This window comes from Microvirga thermotolerans (assembly GCF_009363855.1).
GTDB lineage: Bacteria > Pseudomonadota > Alphaproteobacteria > Rhizobiales > Beijerinckiaceae > Microvirga > Microvirga thermotolerans.
The window spans coordinates 1,330,619-1,349,511 of the sequence record NZ_CP045423.1 but is presented as its reverse complement, the minus strand read 5'-3'; the positions used below and the strand labels follow the sequence as shown (position 1 = coordinate 1,349,511).

The window sequence follows — 18,893 nt, the reverse complement described above, 5'->3', positions numbered from 1 at the left end:
CTCCATGACCCGCAAACGCGCCGATGTGGTTCTCGTCGAGCGGGGCTTCTTCCCGAGCCGCGCGCGGGCGCAGGAGGCGATTGCCGCCGGCCTCGTGACCGCCGACGGGACGCGCCTGCGCAAGGCGTCCGACATGGTGCCTCTCGAAGCGACGATCGAGGCCGAGCAGCCCCATCCCTACGTGTCGCGCGGCGGCGTGAAGCTGGCGGCTGCGCTCGACGCCTTCGCCATCGACCCGAAGGGCCTCGTCTGCCTCGACATCGGCGCATCGACCGGCGGCTTCACGGACGTTCTGCTGATGCGCGGCGCGGCCCGCGTCTATGCGGTCGATGTCGGCAGCGGCCAGCTGCATCCGAAGATCGCCCGGGACGGGCGCGTAACCAATCTCGAGGGCACGGACGCGCGGGCGCTGACGGAACGGACGATCCCGGAGAAGGCCGACCTGCTCGTGTCGGACGTGAGCTTCATCTCGCTGAAGCTCGTCCTGCCCGCGGCCGTCGCATTCCTGAAGCCGCGCGCCTCGATCGCCGTGCTCGTCAAGCCGCAGTTCGAGGCAGGACGGGAGAACGTGAAGAAGGGCATCGTGCGGGACGAAGCGGTTCATCGGGCGGTCTGCGAGGACATGAAGGCATTCGTCGCCGGGCTCGGCTTCACCGTCACGGGTCTCGTGCCCTCGCCCATCGCGGGCGGCGACGGAAACCGCGAGTTCCTTCTGGGGGCCCGCCGTGGCTGAACGGGTGACCATCGAGCGCCTCGGCGCCAGGGCCGACGGGATCGCGGCCACGCCGGACGGGCCCGTCTTCGTGCCCTATGCGCTGCCCGGCGAGACGGCGGAGATCGCGAAGGACGGCCAGCGGGCGCGGCTTGTCCGCGTCGTCGACGCCTCCCCCGAGCGGGAGACGCCCTTCTGTCCCTATTTCGGCGAATGCGGCGGCTGCGCCACGCAGCACATGCGGCACGCGTTCTACCAGGCTTGGAAGCAGGACATCCTGGCGCAGACCCTGCGCCATGCGCGGATCGAGGCGCCCGTCGAGCCGATGATCGACGCCCACGGCGAGGGGCGGCGGCGCGTGACGCTCCATGTGCGCTTTCCCGATGTTCGCTCTCCCGATGTGCGCTCTCCCGACCGGGCGATGCATGTGGGCTTCATGGCCGCGCGCAGTCATCACGTCATCGGGATCGACCATTGCCCCATCGCCGTGCCGGCCCTGCGCCAGTCCGCGCCGCGGATCGCCCGCGCCATCGGCGAGCACCTGAAGAGCGCCCGCAAGCCCCTGGACATCCAGATCACCGCGACCCGCGCCGGGCTCGACGTGGACATCCGCGGCCATGGCCCCGCGAAGGACCGGGACCGGCTGGGCCTCGTCGATCTCGCCGCCGCGCTCGACCTGGCGCGGCTGTCCCTCCACGGCGACGTGGTGGTGGAGCGCCGCCCGCCCGCCATCCTCATGGGCCGCGCCGCCGTCGTTCCTCCGCCGGGCTCCTTCCTGCAGGCGACGGAGCGCGGGGAGGCGGTCCTGGCGGGATTTGCGGTCGAGGCATGCCGGGGCGCGAAGCGGGTCGCGGATCTGTTCTCGGGCTGCGGGCCCTTCGCACTGCGCCTCGCGGAACGGTCGGAGGTGCACGCGGTCGAGACCGACAAGGGCTCGATGGCCGCCCTCGACAGGGCCGCGCGGACGACCCAGGGCCTGAGGCGCGTCACCGTGGAAGCCCGCGACCTGTTCCGGCGCCCGCTCCTCGCGCCGGAACTCAACGCCTTCGATGCGGTCGTGATCGACCCTCCGCGCGCCGGGGCGGAAGCCCAGGCCCGGCAGATCGCCGCATCCAAGGTGCCCCTGGTGGTCAGCGTCTCATGCGACGCCGCCACCTTCGCCCGCGACGCGGCGATCCTCATGGAGGGCGGTTATCGCCTGGAACGGGTCGTGCCGGTCGACCAGTTCAAGCACTCGCCCCACCTCGAGGTGGTGGGAATCCTGCGGCGGGAGCCGGTATCGAATCGCAGGCAGTGAGACTACGGGCAGGCAAGGTGAGACCAACCTGCCCTGGCGGGTCCATGCGCCTGCGTTCGACTGCCGCTGCACGCCTGGGAATCTTGGCATCCTTGGGATGCGGTTCGACGGAAGGGTCAGGTCTCGGGCTTGTGGCAAACCACTTCGATGTTGTGCCCGTCCGGGCCGATGACGAAAGCCGCGTAATAGTTCGCGTGGTCGTGCAGGCGCAGACCGGGCGCTCCATTGTCTTTGCCGCCCGCCTCCAGAGCCGCGCGATACAAGGCATCGACCTGCCGGCGGCTCTCGGCCGTGAACGCCAGGTGAAGATGCGCCGGTTTCTCGTCGGTTTGGTACAGGCACAACGAAGCCTTGCCCTTCGGGCTCATCTCGACGCCCGACGGCCCCTCCCAGACAACCTTGCGCAGGGCCTCGTATCCACGATCACGGTCGACATCCATGTCGATCCGGTCGGTCGCACCTTGTTTGAGATCCGACACGACGCATATGGCACGCTGAAGCTTCGGTCCGGGCACGTTTCGAAGTTTCGCAATCTATCCACGAAACTTCCATGTAGAACATGGCGGATACGCCGGCCGGAACAGTTATTCTGTCCCGGTATTTCAGTTCCCGGAAGCGGTTTCACGCGGAAAAATCTCGCGCCGGGCCGACTCCGAAGGAACTATCCCTGCCTGCGACAGTTGACCGGGGGAGCTTCATCGTTCCTCCCTCTGGAAACTCCCCCTCGGCCCCGCCGCAGGGGGTTCTTTGTGCCGCCTGCCCCTGCACAGCCGCATGGAACCAAGCCCGAGCGGCCAAGTTTTCCAAATCGGATGCGTTCTAGAGCATCGGACGTGGACGCGAACTCACGTCCGATGCTCCAGGTGCTCGCCGGCGGAGCATCGCCCTCCACGGCGACGACGCGGCAGTGGTGGCGAACGATGATGGACCATCGCGCGAACTGGCTTCTTTCCTCCCTCGATCCGGACGATTTTGTCCTTCTCGAACCGCACATGGAGCATGTGGAGCTGCCGCTCGGGCATGTGCTCTACGAAGCCGGCGAGCTGATCGGCCATGCCTACTTTCCTCACGATGCGCTGATCTCCCTGGTCACGCTCCTGAGGGATGGGGGCACGGTGGAGATGGCCGTGTTCGGGCGGGAGGGCGTCACGGGCTTCGCCGGCGCCCTCACCACCCGCGAGGCGCTCGGACGCTACCTCGTCCAATTGCCCGGGACCGCCACGCGGATCCGCCTCGAGCCCCTCCAGGAGGCTTTCGAAACGCGCCCCAACCTGAGACAGCTGTTCCTCCGCTATGTGGAGGCGCTGCTGACCCAGACCTTTCAGATCGTCGCCTGCAACGCCGTGCACAGCGTCGAGGCCCGCTGCTGCCGGTGGCTTCTGAGCACGCACGACCGGGTGGGCCGGGACGAACTGCCTCTCACGCACGAGTTCCTGGCAGAGATGCTCGGCGTCCAGAGGCCGACCGTCAGCCTCATCACCCGCACCATGCAGACGGCCGGCCTGATCGCGCAACGCAGGGGCGTCATCGTCATTCTCGACCGGAAGGGCCTCGAGGAGACGGTCTGCGAGTGTTACGCCAACACCCGCCGGGCTTTCGAGCGCCTGCGGCTGGCGCCATCCTGAGGCCGACATCGGTAGGTCGACCCAGTGTATTTCACACGTTACAACATTGTGTTGTTTAATAGCATACTTTCGCGATCTTATTTTGATCTAAGTCAAAATTTTCCTTCTACTTTCGAGACATAGGATTTGTTATATATCGAACAGACGATTTCCCGGGCAGTCTTTATCGGATGCTCCTGAAACAGGAGATGCGCATGGCTGACCTCGATGTGCGGGAGCCCCCGGCCGGGCCCCGGACGATTCCGTCCCGCCCCCCGTCGCCGGATCTGGAGTCCCTCTACCAGTCGCTTCTGACGACCCTGGCCGATATCGACTTCGACTATCAATGCGAGCGCGACAGGCTCGACCGGGCGATGACGGACCCGGCCCGGCGGAAGCAGGCGCGGAACAGGCTGGAAGCGCGGCATCGCGAACGGCGCATGCCCTATCTCCATCAGTTGATTCTGTTACAGGACCGGCTTCAGCGGCAGTGAGCATGGCTCTCCGCCTGAGCCGACGGGTGGCATCGTGACCGACGAGGAAATCGAGGTGGTGGCCGAAGCACTGGCACTCGCAGGAGGTTGCTCCTGGTATCCGGGCCGGACCGACGGACCGCTCCTGCGGATAGTCACGGACCGCTACCGGGAGCAGGCGCGCATCGCGATCGAGGCGATCGAGCGCGTCCGCGCGCAGCCGGACGGATCCCGACCGCCGGATCCCGCGGCGCCTTCGATGAACGGGGAGGGTCGTCCCATGGCGAAACAGGATCTGCGGCCAGGCGCAACGGTGATCTACCGCCCGCCCGGAGAAAGGCGTGCCTACCCGTGCCGGGTTCTGGAGATCCGGGGCAACCGGGCCTACCTGGAGCCGATCCTGCGGGCCTGTACCGGATGGGTCGCCATCGAATGCCTGCAACCTTTGAACGTGGAAGGAATCTCGAACGACGCATGAGGGTCTTCACGGCGAAAAGGAACCGGTCCGCCGCCTCCGGCGAACGACGAGATCCCTGAAGCCGTCCCGATACGTCTTTCGCGAAAGCGTCCGTTCCCGGTCTCCCTTTCGCCCCATGGGAGGAGACCGAACCTCAAGCGCCCCCCGGGCGCTTCTTTTTTTGCCCAGGCCCTCTTCGGGATCCTCAGAAGGACGGCCTCCCGCCCGCGGATCCTCCGCGCGCGACCTGGAGGGGCGCCTTCTCCTCCACCGAGAGCACGCCGTCGCGGTTCTCGTCGAACTTGTCCCAGGTCGCGCCGGCCACCTGCCCCACCTTCTGCACGGAAAGCCTCGGCACCGTGCGGCTGCCGATCTTCCGGGGCGTGTAGTAGGACTTCAGATAGGGGGTCTTCAGATAGTAGCGGATCTGCACGGCCCGCGGGTCGTCGGGCGCGAGCCCCCTGGCGTCGGCCTCCGTCAGGAGGCCGTCCGCTCCCGCGGCGGTCCGCGCGAACGCCAGCGAGGAGGCCACATACTGCTTCCGGTTGCGCGCGGCGAGGATCGCGCTCCTCGTCGCGGGAGGAAGCGCCTCCGCCACCTGTTCGCGGGAGGCGTCCCGCAAGGAAGCCGCCGGCCCCGCCCTCTCCTTCGCCGAGGCCTGCACCGGGACCGCGGCCGCGACGAGAACCGCAACCAGGCAAAGGCGGGGGGCGAACATCGATGTCTCCTCCATGGCGGGCGGAACGATCTGGCGCATCCAACACGATCGGCCGGGCCGGAACAAGGCGGCCTGCTTCCACCCGCTCAGACGTCCACGAAGCTTTTCGGTTCCAAACCGGGGACAGGTCTAGAAAAGGCTTCCCTGCTCGTCCTCGTCGCTGGAGCGCGGCTTCGCAGCCTTGCGTCTCGCGGTCGCGGGAGCCGGCTCCGGCGCCGGGAGAGGCTCCTGCACGCCGGGATCGTCGTTCTCGACCTTGTTCACCCGGCGGCTGACGGGGACCATGTCGACCCACGCCTCCGGGCAGGGACGGACGAGGCGCATGGCCTTCGCCGTGTCCTCGTCGCTCACGTCGAGCCAGGCCGGGATATCCTCCCGCGACAGGATCACCGGCATCCGGTCGTGGATGGCGGCGAGGACGCCGTTGGCGTCCGTGGTCACGATGGCGGCGGTGTCGATCTCCCCGCCGGCGGGATCCGTGTAGGTTTCCCAAAGCCCCGCCAGGGGCATGGGGCCGCGGTCGCGCAGACGGATCAGGAACGGCGCCTTCTCGCGCCCGTGCCGCTGCCACTCGTAGAAGCCGTCCGCCAGGAAGATGCAGCGCCGCCGCTTCAGGGCCGCCTTGAAGGTGGGCTTGGTCTCCAGGGTCTCGCCCCGGGCATTGATGACGAGGGGAAAGTCCTTCGGGTCCTTCGCCCAGGAGGGCAGGAATCCCCAGCGCACCAGCCGGAAGTGCCGCTCTCCGCGCTCCTGGAGCACCACGGGCACGGGCTGGGTCGGAGCCACGTTGTAGCGGGGCGGGAAGTTCGGCTGCTCGGGATAGCCGAAGAGGGCGCGGTAGGCCTCCGGCGGGAGGGTGATGGCGTAGCGTCCGCACATGGCGTCGTCCTTGGGGTAACGGCGGGCCCCTCAGAGCCAGCGCTTCCAGCGGAAGAACACGTAGGGCAGGACCGCGGCGACGACGATGAGCCCGATGGCGAAGGGATAGCCGAACCGCCAGTGCAGCTCCGGCATGAACTGGAAGTTCATGCCGTAGATCGATGCCACCAGCGTCGGCGGCAGGAAGATCACGGACACCACGGAGAACAGCTTGATGATGTCGTTCTGCTCGATGGTGACGAGGCCCAGGGTGGCATCGAGCAGGAACTGGAGCTTGTTCGACAGGAAGGTGGCATGCTCCTCGATGGACTGGACGTCGCGCACGGCGGTGCGCCACTCCGCCTGGAAGTCCTTCGATTTCTGGGGGCGCGGCATGCTGGCGGAAAGGAAGAGCAGAAGCCGTTCCACCGTCACCATGCTCTCGCGCACGTTCGAGATGATGTCCCCCTTGCGGCCGATGGACTTCAGGGCGGCGCGGAAGCTCGCCGCCCGCCGGGTGCCGAGGCGCTCGTTTTCGAAGATGGACTGGGACAGCCGGTCGATCCGCGCGCCGATCTGCGCCAGGATCTCGGCGGCGCGGTCGATGATGGTCTCGATCAGCCCGTCCAGGACGGCCTCCGGCTGAGGACGGCACCCGCCCGGCTTCATGGCCCGCGCCGCGAACATGGCAAAGGAGCGCGGCTCCCCGTAGCGGACCGTCACCAGGGTGCGCTCGGTGAGGATGAAGGACACGTCGATGAGCTTCGGGGTCTCGCTGTCGGAATTGCAGAGCACCCGCGCGGTCATGTAGCGGGCGTTGTTCTCGCGGTAGAGAATTTCGGAAGGCTCGATGTCGGCCATCTCCTCGCGGGTCGGGATCTCGATGGAAAGATGCCGCTCCACCAGCCGGTCCTCCTCCCGGGTCGGCTCGATCAGGTCGATCCAGAGGGCGTCGTCGGGAATGGCTTCTCCCGGCCGCAGCACATGGCGCTCCAGCGCCTCGGTCTTTCCTCCCCCGGCGGGCCTGTGGACGACGATCATGCCTGTCTCCGTCTCCTTTCGCAGATCATTACCGGGTTTTTGCGACAGGGGCGAGACCGGCCTTTGCGGGCCTCAGGCGTCGTCCGGAACGAAGAAGTCGGGCATCAGCGGCCTCGACGGATCGACCCGGTACTTCTCGAAGTCGGTCACTCCCTCCTCCCTCAGGAAGGTGTCGTCGATGAGGAAGCGGCCGGAGAAGCTCCGGGCGGGCTTGAGGAAGATCGCATGGGCCGCGTCGGCCAGGATGTCGGGCGTGCGGCTCGCCTGCACGATCTCCTCGCCCCCGAGGAGATTGCGCACGGCGCTCGTGGCGATGGTCGTGCGCGGCCAGAGCGCGTTGACGGCGATCCCCTTCTCGCGCAGTTCGCCCGCAAGCCCCAGCACGCACAGGCTCATGCCGTATTTCGCAAGCGAATAGGCGAGATGGGGCGCGAACCACTTCTCCTTCATGTCGAGGGGCGGCGAGAGCATGAGGATGTGGGGATTCTCGGCTTTCTCCAGATGCGGGATCGCGTATTTCGAGACCATGAAGGTGCCGCGCGCGTTGACCTGGTGCATCAGGTCGAAGCGCTTCATCTCCGTCTGCGGGGTGCGCGTCAGGCTGATGGCGCTGGCATTGTTCACCACGATGTCGAGGCCGCCGAAGGTCGCGACGGCGCGGGCGACGGCATCCTTCACCGCCTCCTCGTCGCGGACGTCGACCGAAAGAGGAAGCGCCCTGCCGCCCGCCTTCTCGATCTCCTCCGCCGCCGTGTAGATCGTGCCCGGCAGCTTCGGGTGAGGCTCTGCCGTCTTCGCCGCGATGACGACGTTGGCACCGTCCCGCGCCGCGCGCAGGCCGATGGCGAGGCCGATGCCGCGGGAGGCGCCGGTGATGAAGAGCGTCTTGCCTTTGAGATTCATGGGATCAGCTCGCGAGCGCGGTGGCGGCGTCCTGAAGGAATCCGGCTCCGCCCAGGACCGCGTCCTCCAGCCCCTTCGCGCCGACGGCGAGGTTCTCCGCGAAGAAGCGGCACAGGGCGATGCGGCCCGCATGAGCGGGATCGGCGTCGCCCTCCCCGATCATCCGGTTGGCGGCGAGCGCCGCCTCGGCGAGGGCTGCGCCGCCCTGGGCGAGCCCGAAGAGGCGCAGGTAGGGCGTGGCCCCTGCGAGCGCCTCGGCGGGCGCGTTCGCCTGCACGAGCCGGAGCATGTGGCTCGTCGTGCGGTCGAGGCACTCGATGGCGTCGCGCAGGCGCGGCGCCGTGTTTCCGAAGAGGGGCGTCCCCTCCTTCATGACGCGGGCGACGGCGGCGCGCATGGCGGCGATCTGCGCCCGCGCCGTGTTGCCGCCCGACAGGGGCAGCTTGCGCATCACGAGATCGATGGCCTGGATTCCGTTGGTGCCCTCGTAGATCGGCGCGATGCGCGCGTCGCGCAGGTGCTGGGCGGCCCCGGTCTCCTCGATGTAGCCCATGCCGCCATGCACCTGCACGCCGAGGGAAGCGACCTCGACGCCCACGTCGGTGGAGAAGGCCTTCGCCACCGGCGTCAGGAGCGAGGCGCGCTCGTGCGCCTGCCGCCGGGCGGCCTCGTCCCGCCCGAGATGCGCCCTGTCGATGGCCGCGGCGGTCATGTAGCAGATCGCCCGCGCCGCGGCGGTGAGCGCCTTCATGGTGAGGAGGCTGCGCTGCACGTCCGGATGTTCGACGATGGGGCTCATCCCGTCCCCCGCGTGGTCCGGCGCGCGGCCCTGGCGGCGCTCGCGGGCGTAAGCGAGGGCCTGCTGGTAGGCGCGCTCGGCGACGGCGACGCCCTGCAGCCCCACGGCGAGACGCGCGTTGTTCATCATCGTGAACATGCAGTTCAGCCCGCGGTTCTCCTCGCCCACGAGCCAGCCGACGGCGCCCTCCCGGTCCCCGAACACCATGGTGCAGGTGGGCGAGCCGTGGATGCCGAGCTTGTGCTCGATGCCCGCGCAGCGCAGGTCGTTGCGGGTGCCGTCGGGAAGCACCTTCGGCACCAGGAAGAGGGAGATGCCGCGGGTGCCCGCGGGCGCGTCGGGCAGGCGCGCCAGGACGAGATGGACGATGTTGTCCGTCAGGTCGTGCTCGCCATAGGTGATGAAGATCTTCTGGCCCCTGATCCGATAGGTGCCGTCGCCGGCGGGCTCCGCGCGGGAGCGCAGCGCCGCGAGGTCCGAGCCCGCCTGCGGCTCGGTCAGGTTCATGGTCGCCGTCCACGCGCCGGAGACCAGCTTCGCGAGGTAGCGCTCCCGCAGCTCGTCCGTCCCGTGCGCCACCAGGGCCTCGATGGCGCCCATGGTCAGGATCGGCCCGATGCCGAACGCCATGGAGGCGGAGTTCCACATCTCGACGCAGGCGGAGTTGAGGAGCGTCGGCAGGCCCTGGCCGCCGAACGCGACCGGGCCGGGGAGAGCGTTCCAGCCCGCATCCGTCCAGGCGCGGTAGGCCTCCTTCCAGCCGGGCGCGGTGGTCACCTCGCCGTCCTTGAGGGTGACGCCGTGCCGGTCCCCCTCCCGGTTGAGGGGAGCGATCACGTCGGCCGCGAAGCGGCCCGCCTCCTCCAGGACCGTCTCCGCCAGGTCGGCGGAGAGATCCCCGTAGAGCCCCTCCTCCTGGGCCCTGTCGAAGCCGGCCACATGGCGCATGGTGAAGGCAATGTCGGAGACCGGGGCGCGGTAGGCCATCGCGATTCCTTTCGGCAGGAGGCTTTTGATGTTGACGCACATCGCCGCGCCGTTAAACCCGCCCGGCGCGCGAAGAGGATAGTTTAGACGTGAACGATCCCGGGTCAATGGTTACGCAGCGGCTTGCCGCCGACGAGGGCGGGGTAACCCGCGCAGCGGAGATCCTGCGCGGCGGCGGGCTCGTGGCCTTTCCGACGGAGACCGTCTATGGCCTCGGCGCCGACGCGACCCGCCCCGAGGCCGTCGCCCGGATCTACGCGGCCAAGGAGCGGCCGCGCTTCAACCCCCTCATCGCCCATGTGGACGGGCTGCCCGCCGCTCTCGCCCAGGGCACCTTCGACGGCACGGCCCGGCGCCTGGCGGAAGCCTTCTGGCCGGGGCCGCTGACCCTGGTGGTTCCGGCGGCCCCCGGCTGCACGGTGTGCGACCTTGCCCGGGCCGGGCTCGACAGCGTGGGACTGCGGGTGCCGTCCCATCCGTTCGCGCGGGCGCTGCTCGCGGCGGTCGCCCGCCCGGTTTCGGCGCCCTCCGCGAACCGCTCGGGACGGGTAAGCCCGACCAGCGCCGACCATGTGCTGGGAGACCTCGACGGGCGGATCGATGCTGTGCTCGACGGCGGCGAGACGCAGGTCGGCGTGGAATCGACCATCGTGTCCTGCCTCGGCGACGCGCCGCGCCTGCTGCGGCCCGGCGGCGTGCCGCGGGAGGCCATCGAGGCACTCCTCGGACGAAGGCTGGAGTCCGTTCCCGGGACGGGCGACGGCCCGCTCGCGCCGGGAATGCTCGCCTCCCACTACGCGCCCCGGGCGCGGGTGCGCCTCGACGCCGCCGAGATCCGTCCCGGCGAGGCCGCCCTGCTTTTCGGGCCGCATTCCCCAAGCGGAACCGAGCGGGCCGTCGCGGCGCTCAACCTGAGCGAGACGGGCGATCTCGCGGAGGCCGCGGCGCGTCTCTTCTCCTGTCTCCGGCGGCTCGACGCCACGGGAGCCGAAGCGATTGCCGTCGCTCCCATTCCGGAAACGGGCCTTGGCGAGGCGATCAACGACCGTCTCGCTCGGGCTGCCGCGGAGCGATAGCGTTCCGCAACGGTCGGGGCGCCCCTCCTGCGCGACCTCCTCCGGAACGAGTTCCGGCACGCGCCTCACGTCGACCTCGGCGCCGGCCTCGCGGGCGCCTTCGGCAACCGCGCAGGCCATCCGCTCGATATGGCCCCAGGACGAATAATAAAGAACAAGAACCTTCGCCATGCGTGTCTCCAGTGATCTTGGCGGGGACGCGGCAAGACCTGCGCAGACCGCGCAAAGGCGATCTCCGTCGAAATCTTCCACCGCTATTGCTATGCTTCGGCGAAGATAAACTTTCCCTCCTGCAAGACCGATGATACTCTTGCAGGGCAATTCTTGCGCGGACGCAAAATCGTGCCGAAGCATCACCTTGTCTGGGACGATTTCAGGCTCGTGAAGATCATCGCCGAGGCGAACGGCCTGGCCGGCGCCGCCGAGCGGCTCGGCGTCAACCACTCCACGGTGTTCCGCCGCCTCGGGCAGATGGAGGAAAGCCTGGGGGTCAAGCTCTTCGAGCGCCACAGGACAGGCTACGTCCTGACCCCCGCCGGGGAGGAGATGACCGCGCTCGCCGAGCACATGGAGGAGAACGTCGCGACCTTCACCCGCAAGCTCGCCGGGCAGGCGGTGGCACCGGCGGGCGAGCTGCGGGTCACGACGAACGACACGCTTCTCGTGTACATGCTCACCCCGCTCTTTACGAAGTTCCTGCAGGCCTGCCCCGAAATGCGCCTCGACGTGGTGCTCGCCAACCAGGCGCTCAACCTGTCGAAGCGCGACGCGGACGTTGCGATCCGTGCAACCGACAACCCGCCCGAGACTCTCGTGGGCCGCCGGGTGGCGACCATCGCCTGGGCGATCTACGGACGCGCCGCCGACTTTCCCGACCCGGCAGGCGCCGTGGACATGCCCGAGCTCTTCCAGAGGACCTGGGTCGCCCTCGGCGACAACCTCGCCGCTCTCAAGGCCGCCCGCTTCGTGCGCGACCGGGTTCCCCACGAGAAGATCGTCTACAAGGTGAACACGGTCCTGGGGCTGGCGGAGGCGGTGGAGGCGGGCCTGGGGATCGGCCCCCTGCCCTGCTTCATCGCCGACGCCAAGCCGGCTCTGGTGCGCCTGTCGGAGGTCAACCCCGACTTCTCGGCCGGCCTCTGGCTTCTCACCCATCCGGACCTGCGCCAGTCGGCCCGCGTGCGTGCGTTCATGGACTTCATGGCCACGGAAATCGGCCGGCACAAGAAGTGGATCGAAGGCAGCGGCGTCAGGACGCCCTGAGCGGCCCTGCGGCGCTCAGGGCGGAAGCCGGCCTCCGGCCGGATGGGCTCGCGGCTTCAGTCGATCTCGACCACGATCCGGCCGCGCACCTTGCCCTCCACGATGGCCCGCCCCGCCTCCATCACCTGGTCGAGGGGAATCGAGGTCGTCATCGTCTCGAGCTTCGCCAGATCGAGCTCGCGGGCGAGCCGGCTCCAGGCCTCGAGGCGCAGCGCCCGCGGGGTCATCACCGAATCGATCCCGAGCAGGGACACGCCCCGCAGGATGAAAGGCGCGACGGAGGTGGGCAGAGCCATTCCGCCCGCCAGGCCGCAGGCGGCGATGGCGCCGCCGTATTTCGTCATCGAGAGCACGTTGGCCAGGGTGTGGGAGCCGACCGTGTCGATCCCGGCGCACCAGCGCTCCTTGCCGAGCGGCCGGGCCGGGCCGGCGAGCTCGCTGCGCTCGATGATCTCGGAAGCGCCCAGGAGCCGCAGGTAATCCGCCTCCTGCGGCCGACCGGTGGAAGCCACCACGTGCCAGCCCGCCCTGGCGAGAAGGGCGATAGCCACCGATCCCACGCCGCCCGCGGCGCCGGTGACGATGGCCGGGCCCTTCTGGCAGCGCAGCCCGTGCCGCTCGATGGCCATCACGCTCAGCATGGCCGTGTAGCCGGCGGTTCCGATGGCCATGGACTGGAACAGGGAGAGCCCCCGCGGCAGGTGGATGAGCCAGTCCCCGCGCACCCGCACCTTCTGCGCATAGGCGCCGAGGTGGGTCTCCCCGAGACCCCAGCCGTTGAGGACGACGGAATCGCCGGGCTTGAATTCGGGATGGGCGGAATGCTCGACCGTTCCGGCGAGGTCGACACCCGGAATCATGGGAAAGCGCCGCACGACGGGCGCCTTGCCGGTGAGCGCCAGCCCGTCCTTGTAGTTCAGGGTCGAGTAGACCACACGGACGACGACGTCGCCCTCCATGAGATCGGCTTCGTCGAAGTCGCGGCGCTCGACCGTCTGCCCGGCCTCGCTCCGGTCGATCACAATCGCCTTGAAGGTGCCCATCCGTTCCTCCGCCCTGTTCCACCATTTTGGCGCCCGAGCGGAAGGAGGCAAGACACAGCCGCGGCCTCGGCGGGAACGGGCCTCCCTACTCGGCCGGCTGGAGGCCGACGGGGCGCTCCACCGGCTTCTCCTGGATGGGGAGATTGATGAGGGCGGAGGCGATGCCGAGCGCGATCGAGAGCCACCACACGAAGGTGTAGTTGCCGTAGGCCTCGTAGAGAATGCCGCCGAGCCACACCCCGAGGAACCCGCCGACCTGATGCGAGAAGAACGCGAAGCCGTAGAGCATGGCCATGTAGCGGGTGCCGAACATCAGCATCACGAGGGAGGACGTGGGCGGAACCGTGGAGAGCCACAGGAGGCCGATGGCGATGCCGAAGGCGATGGAGGTGACCGGCGACGCCGGCAGCAGGATGAAGGCGGCGATGGCGACCGCGCGCCCGAAATAGATCCAGGCGAGGAGCCAGCGCTTCGACATGCGGGTGGAGAGCCAGCCGGAGGTCAGCGATCCGAAGGCGTTGGCGAGGCCGATTACCGCGAGGGTCCAGCCGCCGACGGCGGCGGAGAGGCCCGCGTCCCGCAGGTAGGCGGGCAGATGGACCGTGATGAAGGCGAGCTGGAAGCCGCAGGTGAAGAAGCCCAGCACCAGCAGCACGTAGGACCGGTGCCGGAAAGCTTCCGAAAGCGCCTGCCCGATCGACTGCCCGGGAACGGGAGCGGGCCCGCCCTGCCCGGCCTTCGCCGCGGGCCGGGTCGCGAGCGCCACGGCGAGTGGCATGACGAGGAGCACGCTCGCCGCGAAGACCACGAGCGCCTGGTGCCAGCCGAGGGATTCGATGAGCGCGTTACCGAGGGGCGGGAACAGGAACTGCCCGAACGAGCCCGCCGCCGTGCCCGCGCCGAAGGCCATCGGCCGCCAGGATTCCGGAAGGAGCTTGCCGAAGGCGCCGAGCACCAGGTTGAACGAGCAGCCGGACAGGCCGAAGCCGACGAGGACGCCCGCGCCGAGATGCAGCAGGCCCGGCGTGGTGGCATAGGCCATGACCACGAGGCCGAGGGCGTAGAGAATCGCGCCGACGCAAAGGACCCGGAAGGCCCCGAACCGGTCGGCCACGGCTCCGGCGAAAGGCTGCCCGAGACCCCAGAGGAGGTTCTGCACCGCGATGGCGAGGCCGAACACGTCGCGGCCCCAGCCGAACTCCACCGTCATCGGGATCTGGAACAGGCCCGCGGAGGCGCGCGGACCGAACGTGATCAGCGCAATCAGGCAACCGGACACGACGATGAGTTCCGGCGAGAACCGGGAACGGGACACGGGCTCTGACATGATCGCGACCTTCGAAATCGGAAGGGCGGGATACTAGCGCAGGCAAGGCCGGCACAACATCGAATGTTTATTGCGCAATGCATGAACGGCGATGATGAATCGCCGCCCGCATCGGGCGCGATGCGTCGCCGCGCTTCAGATCACCAGAAAATCCGATGCGTTCAAGGCGGGCCTGCCCGAGAGGACGGCGAAGTGCACGGGAGCCTGGACGCCCGTTCCGTCGGGATCGTAGGCGAGCATGCCGGTCTTGCCGTCGTAGAGGATATGGTCGTTGGAATCGGAGGCCGCCCCGCGACGAAAGGCGCCTTCCGCCAGGCTGCCGGGGGTCAGGGCCCCGAAGACCTGCGCGTTGAGGCGAATCGTGTCCTCCCCGGAACGGAAGTCGGCGATCCTGTCGACGTTCGCCTTCCCGTCCGGCCTGGTGTCGAAGGCGAACGCGTCGCGGCCGCGGCCCCCGAACAGGATGTCGCGGCCACCCTCCCCTCGAAGAACGTCGCTGCCGTCGAGGCCGCTCAACACGTCGTCTCCCCCGCGGCCGCGCAGGAGATTGCCGGACGCGTTTCCCCAGATCCGGTCGTCGCCGGCGCCTCCGGCGGCGTTCTCGATGACCACGCCCTTGGCGATGGTGTAGCCGCCCGCGACGCCCGCCTGGGACGAGACGTATCCGCCCGCATGGGGGTCGTTCGGCCGGAGGTTAGCCGGGCGAAGGTCGATGACCGCGTCCTTGCGCGAATGGACGGCGCTGATCGTGTCGACGCCGCCCGCGTCCCAGATGCAGGACCAGCCCGTGCCCGGACCGTTGCGGGTCGGCAGGGAATAGACGTTCCCGCCCTTGGCCGCGGAGAGATTCGGGCCGTAGAGCGCCTGGAGGGCGGCGATGTCGAGGGCGCCGAGGCCGCCCTGCGCGCCGAAGCTCGCATCGTGATCCCTCCGGTCCCAGCCGGAATTGTAGGACATGACCGTCCAGATTCCCTGGTTGAGGCCATGGCGCCCCTCGTCGCGGGAGGAGGAGACGCCGGGAAAGACCGTCGCGTCGTTCCGCATGCCGCCGTCGTGCGGATGGGCCAGTCCCACGGCATGCCCGAGCTCGTGCATGATCGTGTTGCGGCCGTCGCCGCCCGGGCGGAGGTTCCGCCAGCCCTCCGTCGGGTTGAAGTAGCCCCAGATCGGCTCCCCGTCCGGGATCTCGTGGGCGCCCGCCGAACCGTCCCAGATCCCGGTCTTCCACCAGACGATGTCCGCCTCCGCCGCCGATCCCGCGGGTGCGAAGGTAAGCCCGCAGACCTTGGAGAGCAGCGAGAGTGCCGCCCGGAAGGCGCCCATCTCCTCGGCGGTCCAGCCCTCCGCGTCGTCCTTGTCCCAGACGTAGAGGCCCGAGGCGTGACGCTCGCTGGCGGCGGCAAAGTTCGCGCGGTTGCCGAAAAGATACCGGATCGGCCCCTTGCCGAGGTCCCAGGCGGTGCCGCCCCACACGAGGGAATCCACATAGGGATTCCCGTAGCCCGATCCGGGCACATTCGTCCTGACGGCGGCCATTTCAGCATTCCCGAGAATTCATCTCCGGAACGCTATAGCATCTTCCTGCCCCTGTCCCGTACCCGGAAACACCTGTCGCAACGTCAGGTCTGGCCGGGGCGCAGCTTGTAGAAGATGTGCCGCCCGATCACGTCCATCTTCTTCAGGCGCTTCGCCCAATAGGGACGCACGTAGCTGGCGTGGTAATGGGTCGCGCCTCCCACATCCGCCAGGTAGGTCCTGCCTTCGAGGACGGCGCTCGCGATCCGCTTGGCCCGGTCCCAGGATTCCGGCTCGGTGATGCGCAGGGCCCTGCCCTCGCAGGCGAAGGTGAACTGGCAGGCCAGGTGGCGGTGGCGATTCTGATAGACCACGCCGCAGATCGAGGACGGGTAAAGTCCGCTCTTCACCCGGTTGAGCACCACCTGGGCCACGGCCGCCTGCCCCTCCTCCGACTCGCTGCGCGCCTCGAAGTAGACGGCCTCCGCCAGGCAGCGCTGCTCCTTGCTCAGGTTATCCGGGTCGATGAGGTCCGCATAGCGCGGGCGCTCCTCGTCGGTCCGGGCGATGGCGGTGGTGCCCATGCCGTTCCTGTCGATGCGCGAGACGGGCGCGGCGGCGATCTCGATGGGCGTCGCGTCCGCCGGAGCGGGCGTGGTCGAGGACAGCACGACGGCGCGCTTGACCATGGGGGTGGTGGGGCTCGCGGCGGCTCCCGTGGAGCCCGCGGCGGCGGCCGCCGGCGACTGGATGGAGGTGGCCTGGCGGGTCGTGGTCAGCTCGGGCGCCTGCCAGGGCTCGAAGCCCCGCTGCTCCATCTCCGGCCCTTCGAGCCTGCCCTCCATGAGGATGGTCGGCGGCAGGAGGTTCTCGTTCCGGCTGAACAGCAGGCGCGCGCCGGAAGCGGTCAGGTTCGCGCGGATCTCCTGGGCGCGCTCGGAGAGAGCGACGATGCGGGACGGGACACGGCTGCCCTTCGCGGTCCGGTCGATTGCCGGGAAGGCGTTGCCCGCGCCGGTCTTGAGGTCGCCGCGCACGGGCTCGCCGCGCACGACGGCGGCTTCCGGGAGGGCATGGCGCACCGTCCTTCGCAGGAGGTCGCGGCCCGGCTCGAGTCTCGCGGAAAGCGCCGTCGCGCCCAGGGGCGGAACGAGCCCGGCCTCCGTGAGGCGCGCCACCGGGCTGCGGGCCGCGAAGCTGAAGCCGGACTGCACGTCGTTGCTGGCGGAGGCGGTGAAGGACACCAGCAGTCCGGCCGCCAGGGCCCAGGGCGCCGTCGTGGCGCAGATCCATCTCACCCGAGAGCGACGATTCCGAAGACGCACGCGACCAACCCTACTCACCGTTCCGGGAAGCTCCGGCGGAGGCTCCCCTTCGGCTTCGTTTATGCGGGATTAAGGTTGATGCCGGGTTAAGGCAGGCGCCGGCCGGCCTACGGCACGCGGGCCGCCATCCTCCGCAGGACCGCGGCCGTGTCGGGATCGGCCGGGAAGAAGGCTTCGATGGCGAGTTCCGACAGCGTGACGTCCACCGGCGTCCCGAAGACGGTGGTGGTGCTGAACAGGGTGAGCACGCCTTCCTCCGCCCGGAGCTGGAGCGGCACCAGGACCCCCGCATAATCCTGCCGGGAATGGGGAGCGCGCGATGCCCCGGACGGGGCGGGATAGGCGCGCAGCTCGTCCATGAGCTTCATGAGCGTCGCGTCCGCGGTCAGCTCGACCTGATCGTGCAGCCGCGTGAGGATGTGGTCGCGCCATTCGGAGAAGTTCACGATGCGCGACGCGAGGCCGCCCGGGTGAAGGCTGAGGCGCAGCACGTTCACGGGGGGCTTCAGGAGCGCGGGGTCGACCGTCCCGACGAGCGGCATCAGCGCCCCGTTGGCGGCGACGAGCGACCAGTGCCGGTCGACGGCGAGGGCCGGATAGGGCTCGTGCCCCCTGAGCACGAGGTCGATGGCCTGGCGCGCCGCCGCGAGCGCCGGGTCGTCGAGGGAGCGCTGGGAATAGACCGGCGCGTATCCGGCGGACACCAGCAGGATGTTGCGCTCCCGCAGGGGGATGTCGAGCCTGTCCGCGAGGCGCAGGACCATTTCCCGGCTCGGCTGCGAGCGCCCGGTCTCCAGGAAGCTGAGATGACGGGTCGAGATGTCGGCCTCGAGGGCGAGGTCCATCTGGCTCATGCGCCGGCGCAGCCGCCAGTCCCGCAGGTGGTCGCCGATGGTGGAAGGAGCGTTCGACATGGCCGGACCATAGCCGAAGCCCCGGCCCGCTTCCATGACCTCCCAGGTAATCGACCCGCCTCCTCCTCCGCACCATGCTCACGGCACGGTCGGCGGAACGGAGGCGGCGTGGAGCCGCAACGCCGCGGACCGCCAGACACCGTTCGAAAAGGAGCCTGCCATGTCCGTCGTCACGTCCTCTCCCCTCCTGCGCCAGGCCCTGGTCGCGGATGCGGCAACCAGCGGCGCCTGCGGCCTCCTGCTGCTGCTCGCAGCCGGGCCGCTCGCCTCGCTCCTCGGGCTGCCGGCGCCGCTGCTGCGCCTCTCCGGCGCCGCCCTGCTGCCCTATGCGGGTCTCGTCGGCTATCTCGGTCTGCGCGACCGCCTGCCCCGGGGGATCGTCTGGGCGGTCGTGATCGGCAACGCCGTCTGGGCGGCGGACAGCCTGCTGCTCCTCGTCAGCGGCTGGGTCGAGCCGACGCGGGCGGGCTACGCCTTCGTCATCGCGCAGGCACTTGCAGTGCTGATGTATGCGGAGCTGCAGTATGTGGGCCTGAAGCGCTCCGACAGCGCCTATGCCTGATCCGGGCACCCGGACCCAT

General features: G+C 69.1%; 19 protein-coding genes and 1 pseudogene. 8 read left to right on the top strand and 12 right to left on the bottom strand.

The genetic code is table 11. The annotated features are described in order from the left end of the window. Positions 1 to 4 precede the first annotated feature (4 nt). Positions 5 to 733, top strand: coding sequence for a TlyA family RNA methyltransferase (locus GDR74_RS06295; RefSeq protein WP_152585506.1), 729 nt, complete (start codon positions 5 to 7; stop codon positions 731 to 733). Beyond that, on the top strand, positions 726 to 2,009 hold the full coding sequence (locus GDR74_RS06290; protein WP_152585505.1) for a class I SAM-dependent RNA methyltransferase: 1,284 nt from the start codon (positions 726 to 728) through the stop codon (positions 2,007 to 2,009). The genes GDR74_RS06295 and GDR74_RS06290 overlap by 8 nt, the downstream gene beginning before the upstream one ends. A gap of 116 nt (positions 2,010 to 2,125) precedes the next feature. Here the strand turns inward: GDR74_RS06290 and GDR74_RS06285 are convergent, their stop codons facing one another. Continuing rightward, the gene (locus GDR74_RS06285; RefSeq protein ID WP_152587673.1) at positions 2,126 to 2,449 is read right to left on the bottom strand and encodes a VOC family protein; all 324 of its coding nucleotides are present in this window, start codon (positions 2,447 to 2,449) and stop codon (positions 2,126 to 2,128) included. A gap of 393 nt (positions 2,450 to 2,842) precedes the next feature. Between GDR74_RS06285 and GDR74_RS06280 the strand changes: the two genes are divergently transcribed. The 3 genes from GDR74_RS06280 to GDR74_RS06270 all read left to right on the top strand — a co-directional run bounded on the left by GDR74_RS06280 (position 2,843) and on the right by GDR74_RS06270 (position 4,564). Beyond that, positions 2,843 to 3,634 (top strand): Crp/Fnr family transcriptional regulator, encoded by a 792-nt coding sequence (locus GDR74_RS06280; RefSeq protein ID WP_246179909.1) that lies wholly within the window; start codon positions 2,843 to 2,845, stop codon positions 3,632 to 3,634. Positions 3,635 to 3,828: 194 nt separating this feature from the next. Beyond that, the gene (locus GDR74_RS06275; protein ID WP_152585504.1) at positions 3,829 to 4,107 is read left to right on the top strand and encodes a hypothetical protein; all 279 of its coding nucleotides are present in this window, start codon (positions 3,829 to 3,831) and stop codon (positions 4,105 to 4,107) included. A 34-nt stretch (positions 4,108 to 4,141) separates the two neighbouring features. Next, complete coding sequence (locus tag GDR74_RS06270) at positions 4,142 to 4,564, top strand: hypothetical protein (protein WP_152585503.1); 423 nt, start codon at positions 4,142 to 4,144, stop codon at positions 4,562 to 4,564. A 184-nt stretch (positions 4,565 to 4,748) separates the two neighbouring features. On the opposite strand, the gene GDR74_RS06265 is transcribed toward GDR74_RS06270, so the two are convergent. The 5 genes from GDR74_RS06265 to GDR74_RS06245 form a co-directional block, all read right to left on the bottom strand. Continuing rightward, positions 4,749 to 5,261: a hypothetical protein gene (locus tag GDR74_RS06265; RefSeq protein ID WP_152585502.1), complete on the bottom strand. Its 513-nt coding sequence runs from the start codon at positions 5,259 to 5,261 to the stop codon at positions 4,749 to 4,751. Between the two features lie 129 nt (positions 5,262 to 5,390). Continuing rightward, the gene (locus GDR74_RS06260; protein WP_152585501.1) at positions 5,391 to 6,140 is read right to left on the bottom strand and encodes an SOS response-associated peptidase; all 750 of its coding nucleotides are present in this window, start codon (positions 6,138 to 6,140) and stop codon (positions 5,391 to 5,393) included. Between the two features lie 30 nt (positions 6,141 to 6,170). After that, on the bottom strand, positions 6,171 to 7,160 hold the full coding sequence (gene corA, locus GDR74_RS06255) for a magnesium/cobalt transporter CorA (protein ID WP_152585500.1): 990 nt from the start codon (positions 7,158 to 7,160) through the stop codon (positions 6,171 to 6,173). A gap of 72 nt (positions 7,161 to 7,232) precedes the next feature. Beyond that, entirely contained in the window at positions 7,233 to 8,063 is an 831-nt protein-coding gene (locus GDR74_RS06250) for an SDR family oxidoreductase (protein ID WP_152585499.1), read from the bottom strand. Positions 8,064 to 8,067: 4 nt separating this feature from the next. Then, on the bottom strand, positions 8,068 to 9,849 hold the full coding sequence (locus GDR74_RS06245; protein ID WP_152585498.1) for an acyl-CoA dehydrogenase family protein: 1,782 nt from the start codon (positions 9,847 to 9,849) through the stop codon (positions 8,068 to 8,070). A gap of 107 nt (positions 9,850 to 9,956) precedes the next feature. On the opposite strand from GDR74_RS06245, the gene GDR74_RS06240 reads away from it, so the two are divergent. Beyond that, complete coding sequence (locus GDR74_RS06240) at positions 9,957 to 10,925, top strand: L-threonylcarbamoyladenylate synthase (RefSeq protein WP_152585497.1); 969 nt, start codon at positions 9,957 to 9,959, stop codon at positions 10,923 to 10,925. A 27-nt stretch (positions 10,926 to 10,952) separates the two neighbouring features. On the opposite strand, the pseudogene GDR74_RS06235 reads toward GDR74_RS06240, so the two are convergent. Continuing rightward, positions 10,953 to 11,096: pseudogene (locus GDR74_RS06235) on the bottom strand (flavodoxin domain-containing protein); the annotation flags it as partial. A 171-nt stretch (positions 11,097 to 11,267) separates the two neighbouring features. Here GDR74_RS06235 and GDR74_RS06230 point away from each other — a divergent pair. Then, positions 11,268 to 12,188: a LysR family transcriptional regulator gene (locus tag GDR74_RS06230; RefSeq protein WP_425486947.1), complete on the top strand. Its 921-nt coding sequence runs from the start codon at positions 11,268 to 11,270 to the stop codon at positions 12,186 to 12,188. Positions 12,189 to 12,244: 56 nt separating this feature from the next. Here the strand turns inward: GDR74_RS06230 and acuI are convergent, their stop codons facing one another. The 5 genes from acuI to GDR74_RS06205 all read right to left on the bottom strand — a co-directional run bounded on the left by acuI (position 12,245) and on the right by GDR74_RS06205 (position 18,312). Next, entirely contained in the window at positions 12,245 to 13,231 is a 987-nt protein-coding gene (gene acuI, locus GDR74_RS06225; RefSeq protein ID WP_152585496.1) for an acrylyl-CoA reductase (NADPH), read from the bottom strand. Between the two features lie 85 nt (positions 13,232 to 13,316). Next, positions 13,317 to 14,558, bottom strand: coding sequence for an MFS transporter (locus GDR74_RS06220; protein ID WP_152585495.1), 1,242 nt, complete (start codon positions 14,556 to 14,558; stop codon positions 13,317 to 13,319). 135 nt (positions 14,559 to 14,693) lie between these two features. Next, positions 14,694 to 16,094, bottom strand: a complete 1,401-nt coding sequence (locus GDR74_RS06215; RefSeq protein ID WP_152585494.1) for a M10 family metallopeptidase — start codon at positions 16,092 to 16,094, stop codon at positions 14,694 to 14,696. An 83-nt stretch (positions 16,095 to 16,177) separates the two neighbouring features. Continuing rightward, entirely contained in the window at positions 16,178 to 17,371 is a 1,194-nt protein-coding gene (locus GDR74_RS18370) for a cell wall hydrolase (RefSeq protein ID WP_246179907.1), read from the bottom strand. 134 nt (positions 17,372 to 17,505) lie between these two features. Beyond that, on the bottom strand, positions 17,506 to 18,312 hold the full coding sequence (locus tag GDR74_RS06205; protein WP_210251034.1) for a helix-turn-helix domain-containing protein: 807 nt from the start codon (positions 18,310 to 18,312) through the stop codon (positions 17,506 to 17,508). 160 nt (positions 18,313 to 18,472) lie between these two features. On the opposite strand from GDR74_RS06205, the gene GDR74_RS06200 reads away from it, so the two are divergent. Further along, positions 18,473 to 18,874, top strand: a complete 402-nt coding sequence (locus GDR74_RS06200; RefSeq protein ID WP_152585492.1) for a hypothetical protein — start codon at positions 18,473 to 18,475, stop codon at positions 18,872 to 18,874. Positions 18,875 to 18,893: the final 19 nt, after the last annotated feature.

Bases quoted from the DNA above. Each gene is read 5' to 3' on its own strand.
- GDR74_RS06295 (WP_152585506.1), top strand. From the start codon at position 5: ATGACCCGCAAACGCGCCGATGTGGTTCTCGTCGAGCGGGGCTTCTTC.
- GDR74_RS06285 (WP_152587673.1), bottom strand. From the start codon at position 2,449: ATGGATGTCGACCGTGATCGTGGATACGAGGCCCTGCGCAAGGTTGTC.
- GDR74_RS06275 (WP_152585504.1), top strand. From the start codon at position 3,829: ATGGCTGACCTCGATGTGCGGGAGCCCCCGGCCGGGCCCCGGACGATT.
- GDR74_RS06265 (WP_152585502.1), bottom strand. From the start codon at position 5,261: ATGTTCGCCCCCCGCCTTTGCCTGGTTGCGGTTCTCGTCGCGGCCGCG.
- GDR74_RS06260 (WP_152585501.1), bottom strand. From the start codon at position 6,140: ATGTGCGGACGCTACGCCATCACCCTCCCGCCGGAGGCCTACCGCGCC.
- corA (WP_152585500.1), bottom strand. From the start codon at position 7,160: ATGATCGTCGTCCACAGGCCCGCCGGGGGAGGAAAGACCGAGGCGCTG.
- GDR74_RS06250 (WP_152585499.1), bottom strand. From the start codon at position 8,063: ATGAATCTCAAAGGCAAGACGCTCTTCATCACCGGCGCCTCCCGCGGC.
- GDR74_RS06245 (WP_152585498.1), bottom strand. From the start codon at position 9,849: ATGGCCTACCGCGCCCCGGTCTCCGACATTGCCTTCACCATGCGCCAT.
- GDR74_RS06240 (WP_152585497.1), top strand. From the start codon at position 9,957: ATGGTTACGCAGCGGCTTGCCGCCGACGAGGGCGGGGTAACCCGCGCA.
- acuI (WP_152585496.1), bottom strand. From the start codon at position 13,231: ATGGGCACCTTCAAGGCGATTGTGATCGACCGGAGCGAGGCCGGGCAG.
- GDR74_RS06220 (WP_152585495.1), bottom strand. From the start codon at position 14,558: ATGTCAGAGCCCGTGTCCCGTTCCCGGTTCTCGCCGGAACTCATCGTC.
- GDR74_RS06215 (WP_152585494.1), bottom strand. From the start codon at position 16,094: ATGGCCGCCGTCAGGACGAATGTGCCCGGATCGGGCTACGGGAATCCC.
- GDR74_RS06205 (WP_210251034.1), bottom strand. From the start codon at position 18,312: ATGTCGAACGCTCCTTCCACCATCGGCGACCACCTGCGGGACTGGCGG.
- GDR74_RS06200 (WP_152585492.1), top strand. From the start codon at position 18,473: ATGTCCGTCGTCACGTCCTCTCCCCTCCTGCGCCAGGCCCTGGTCGCG.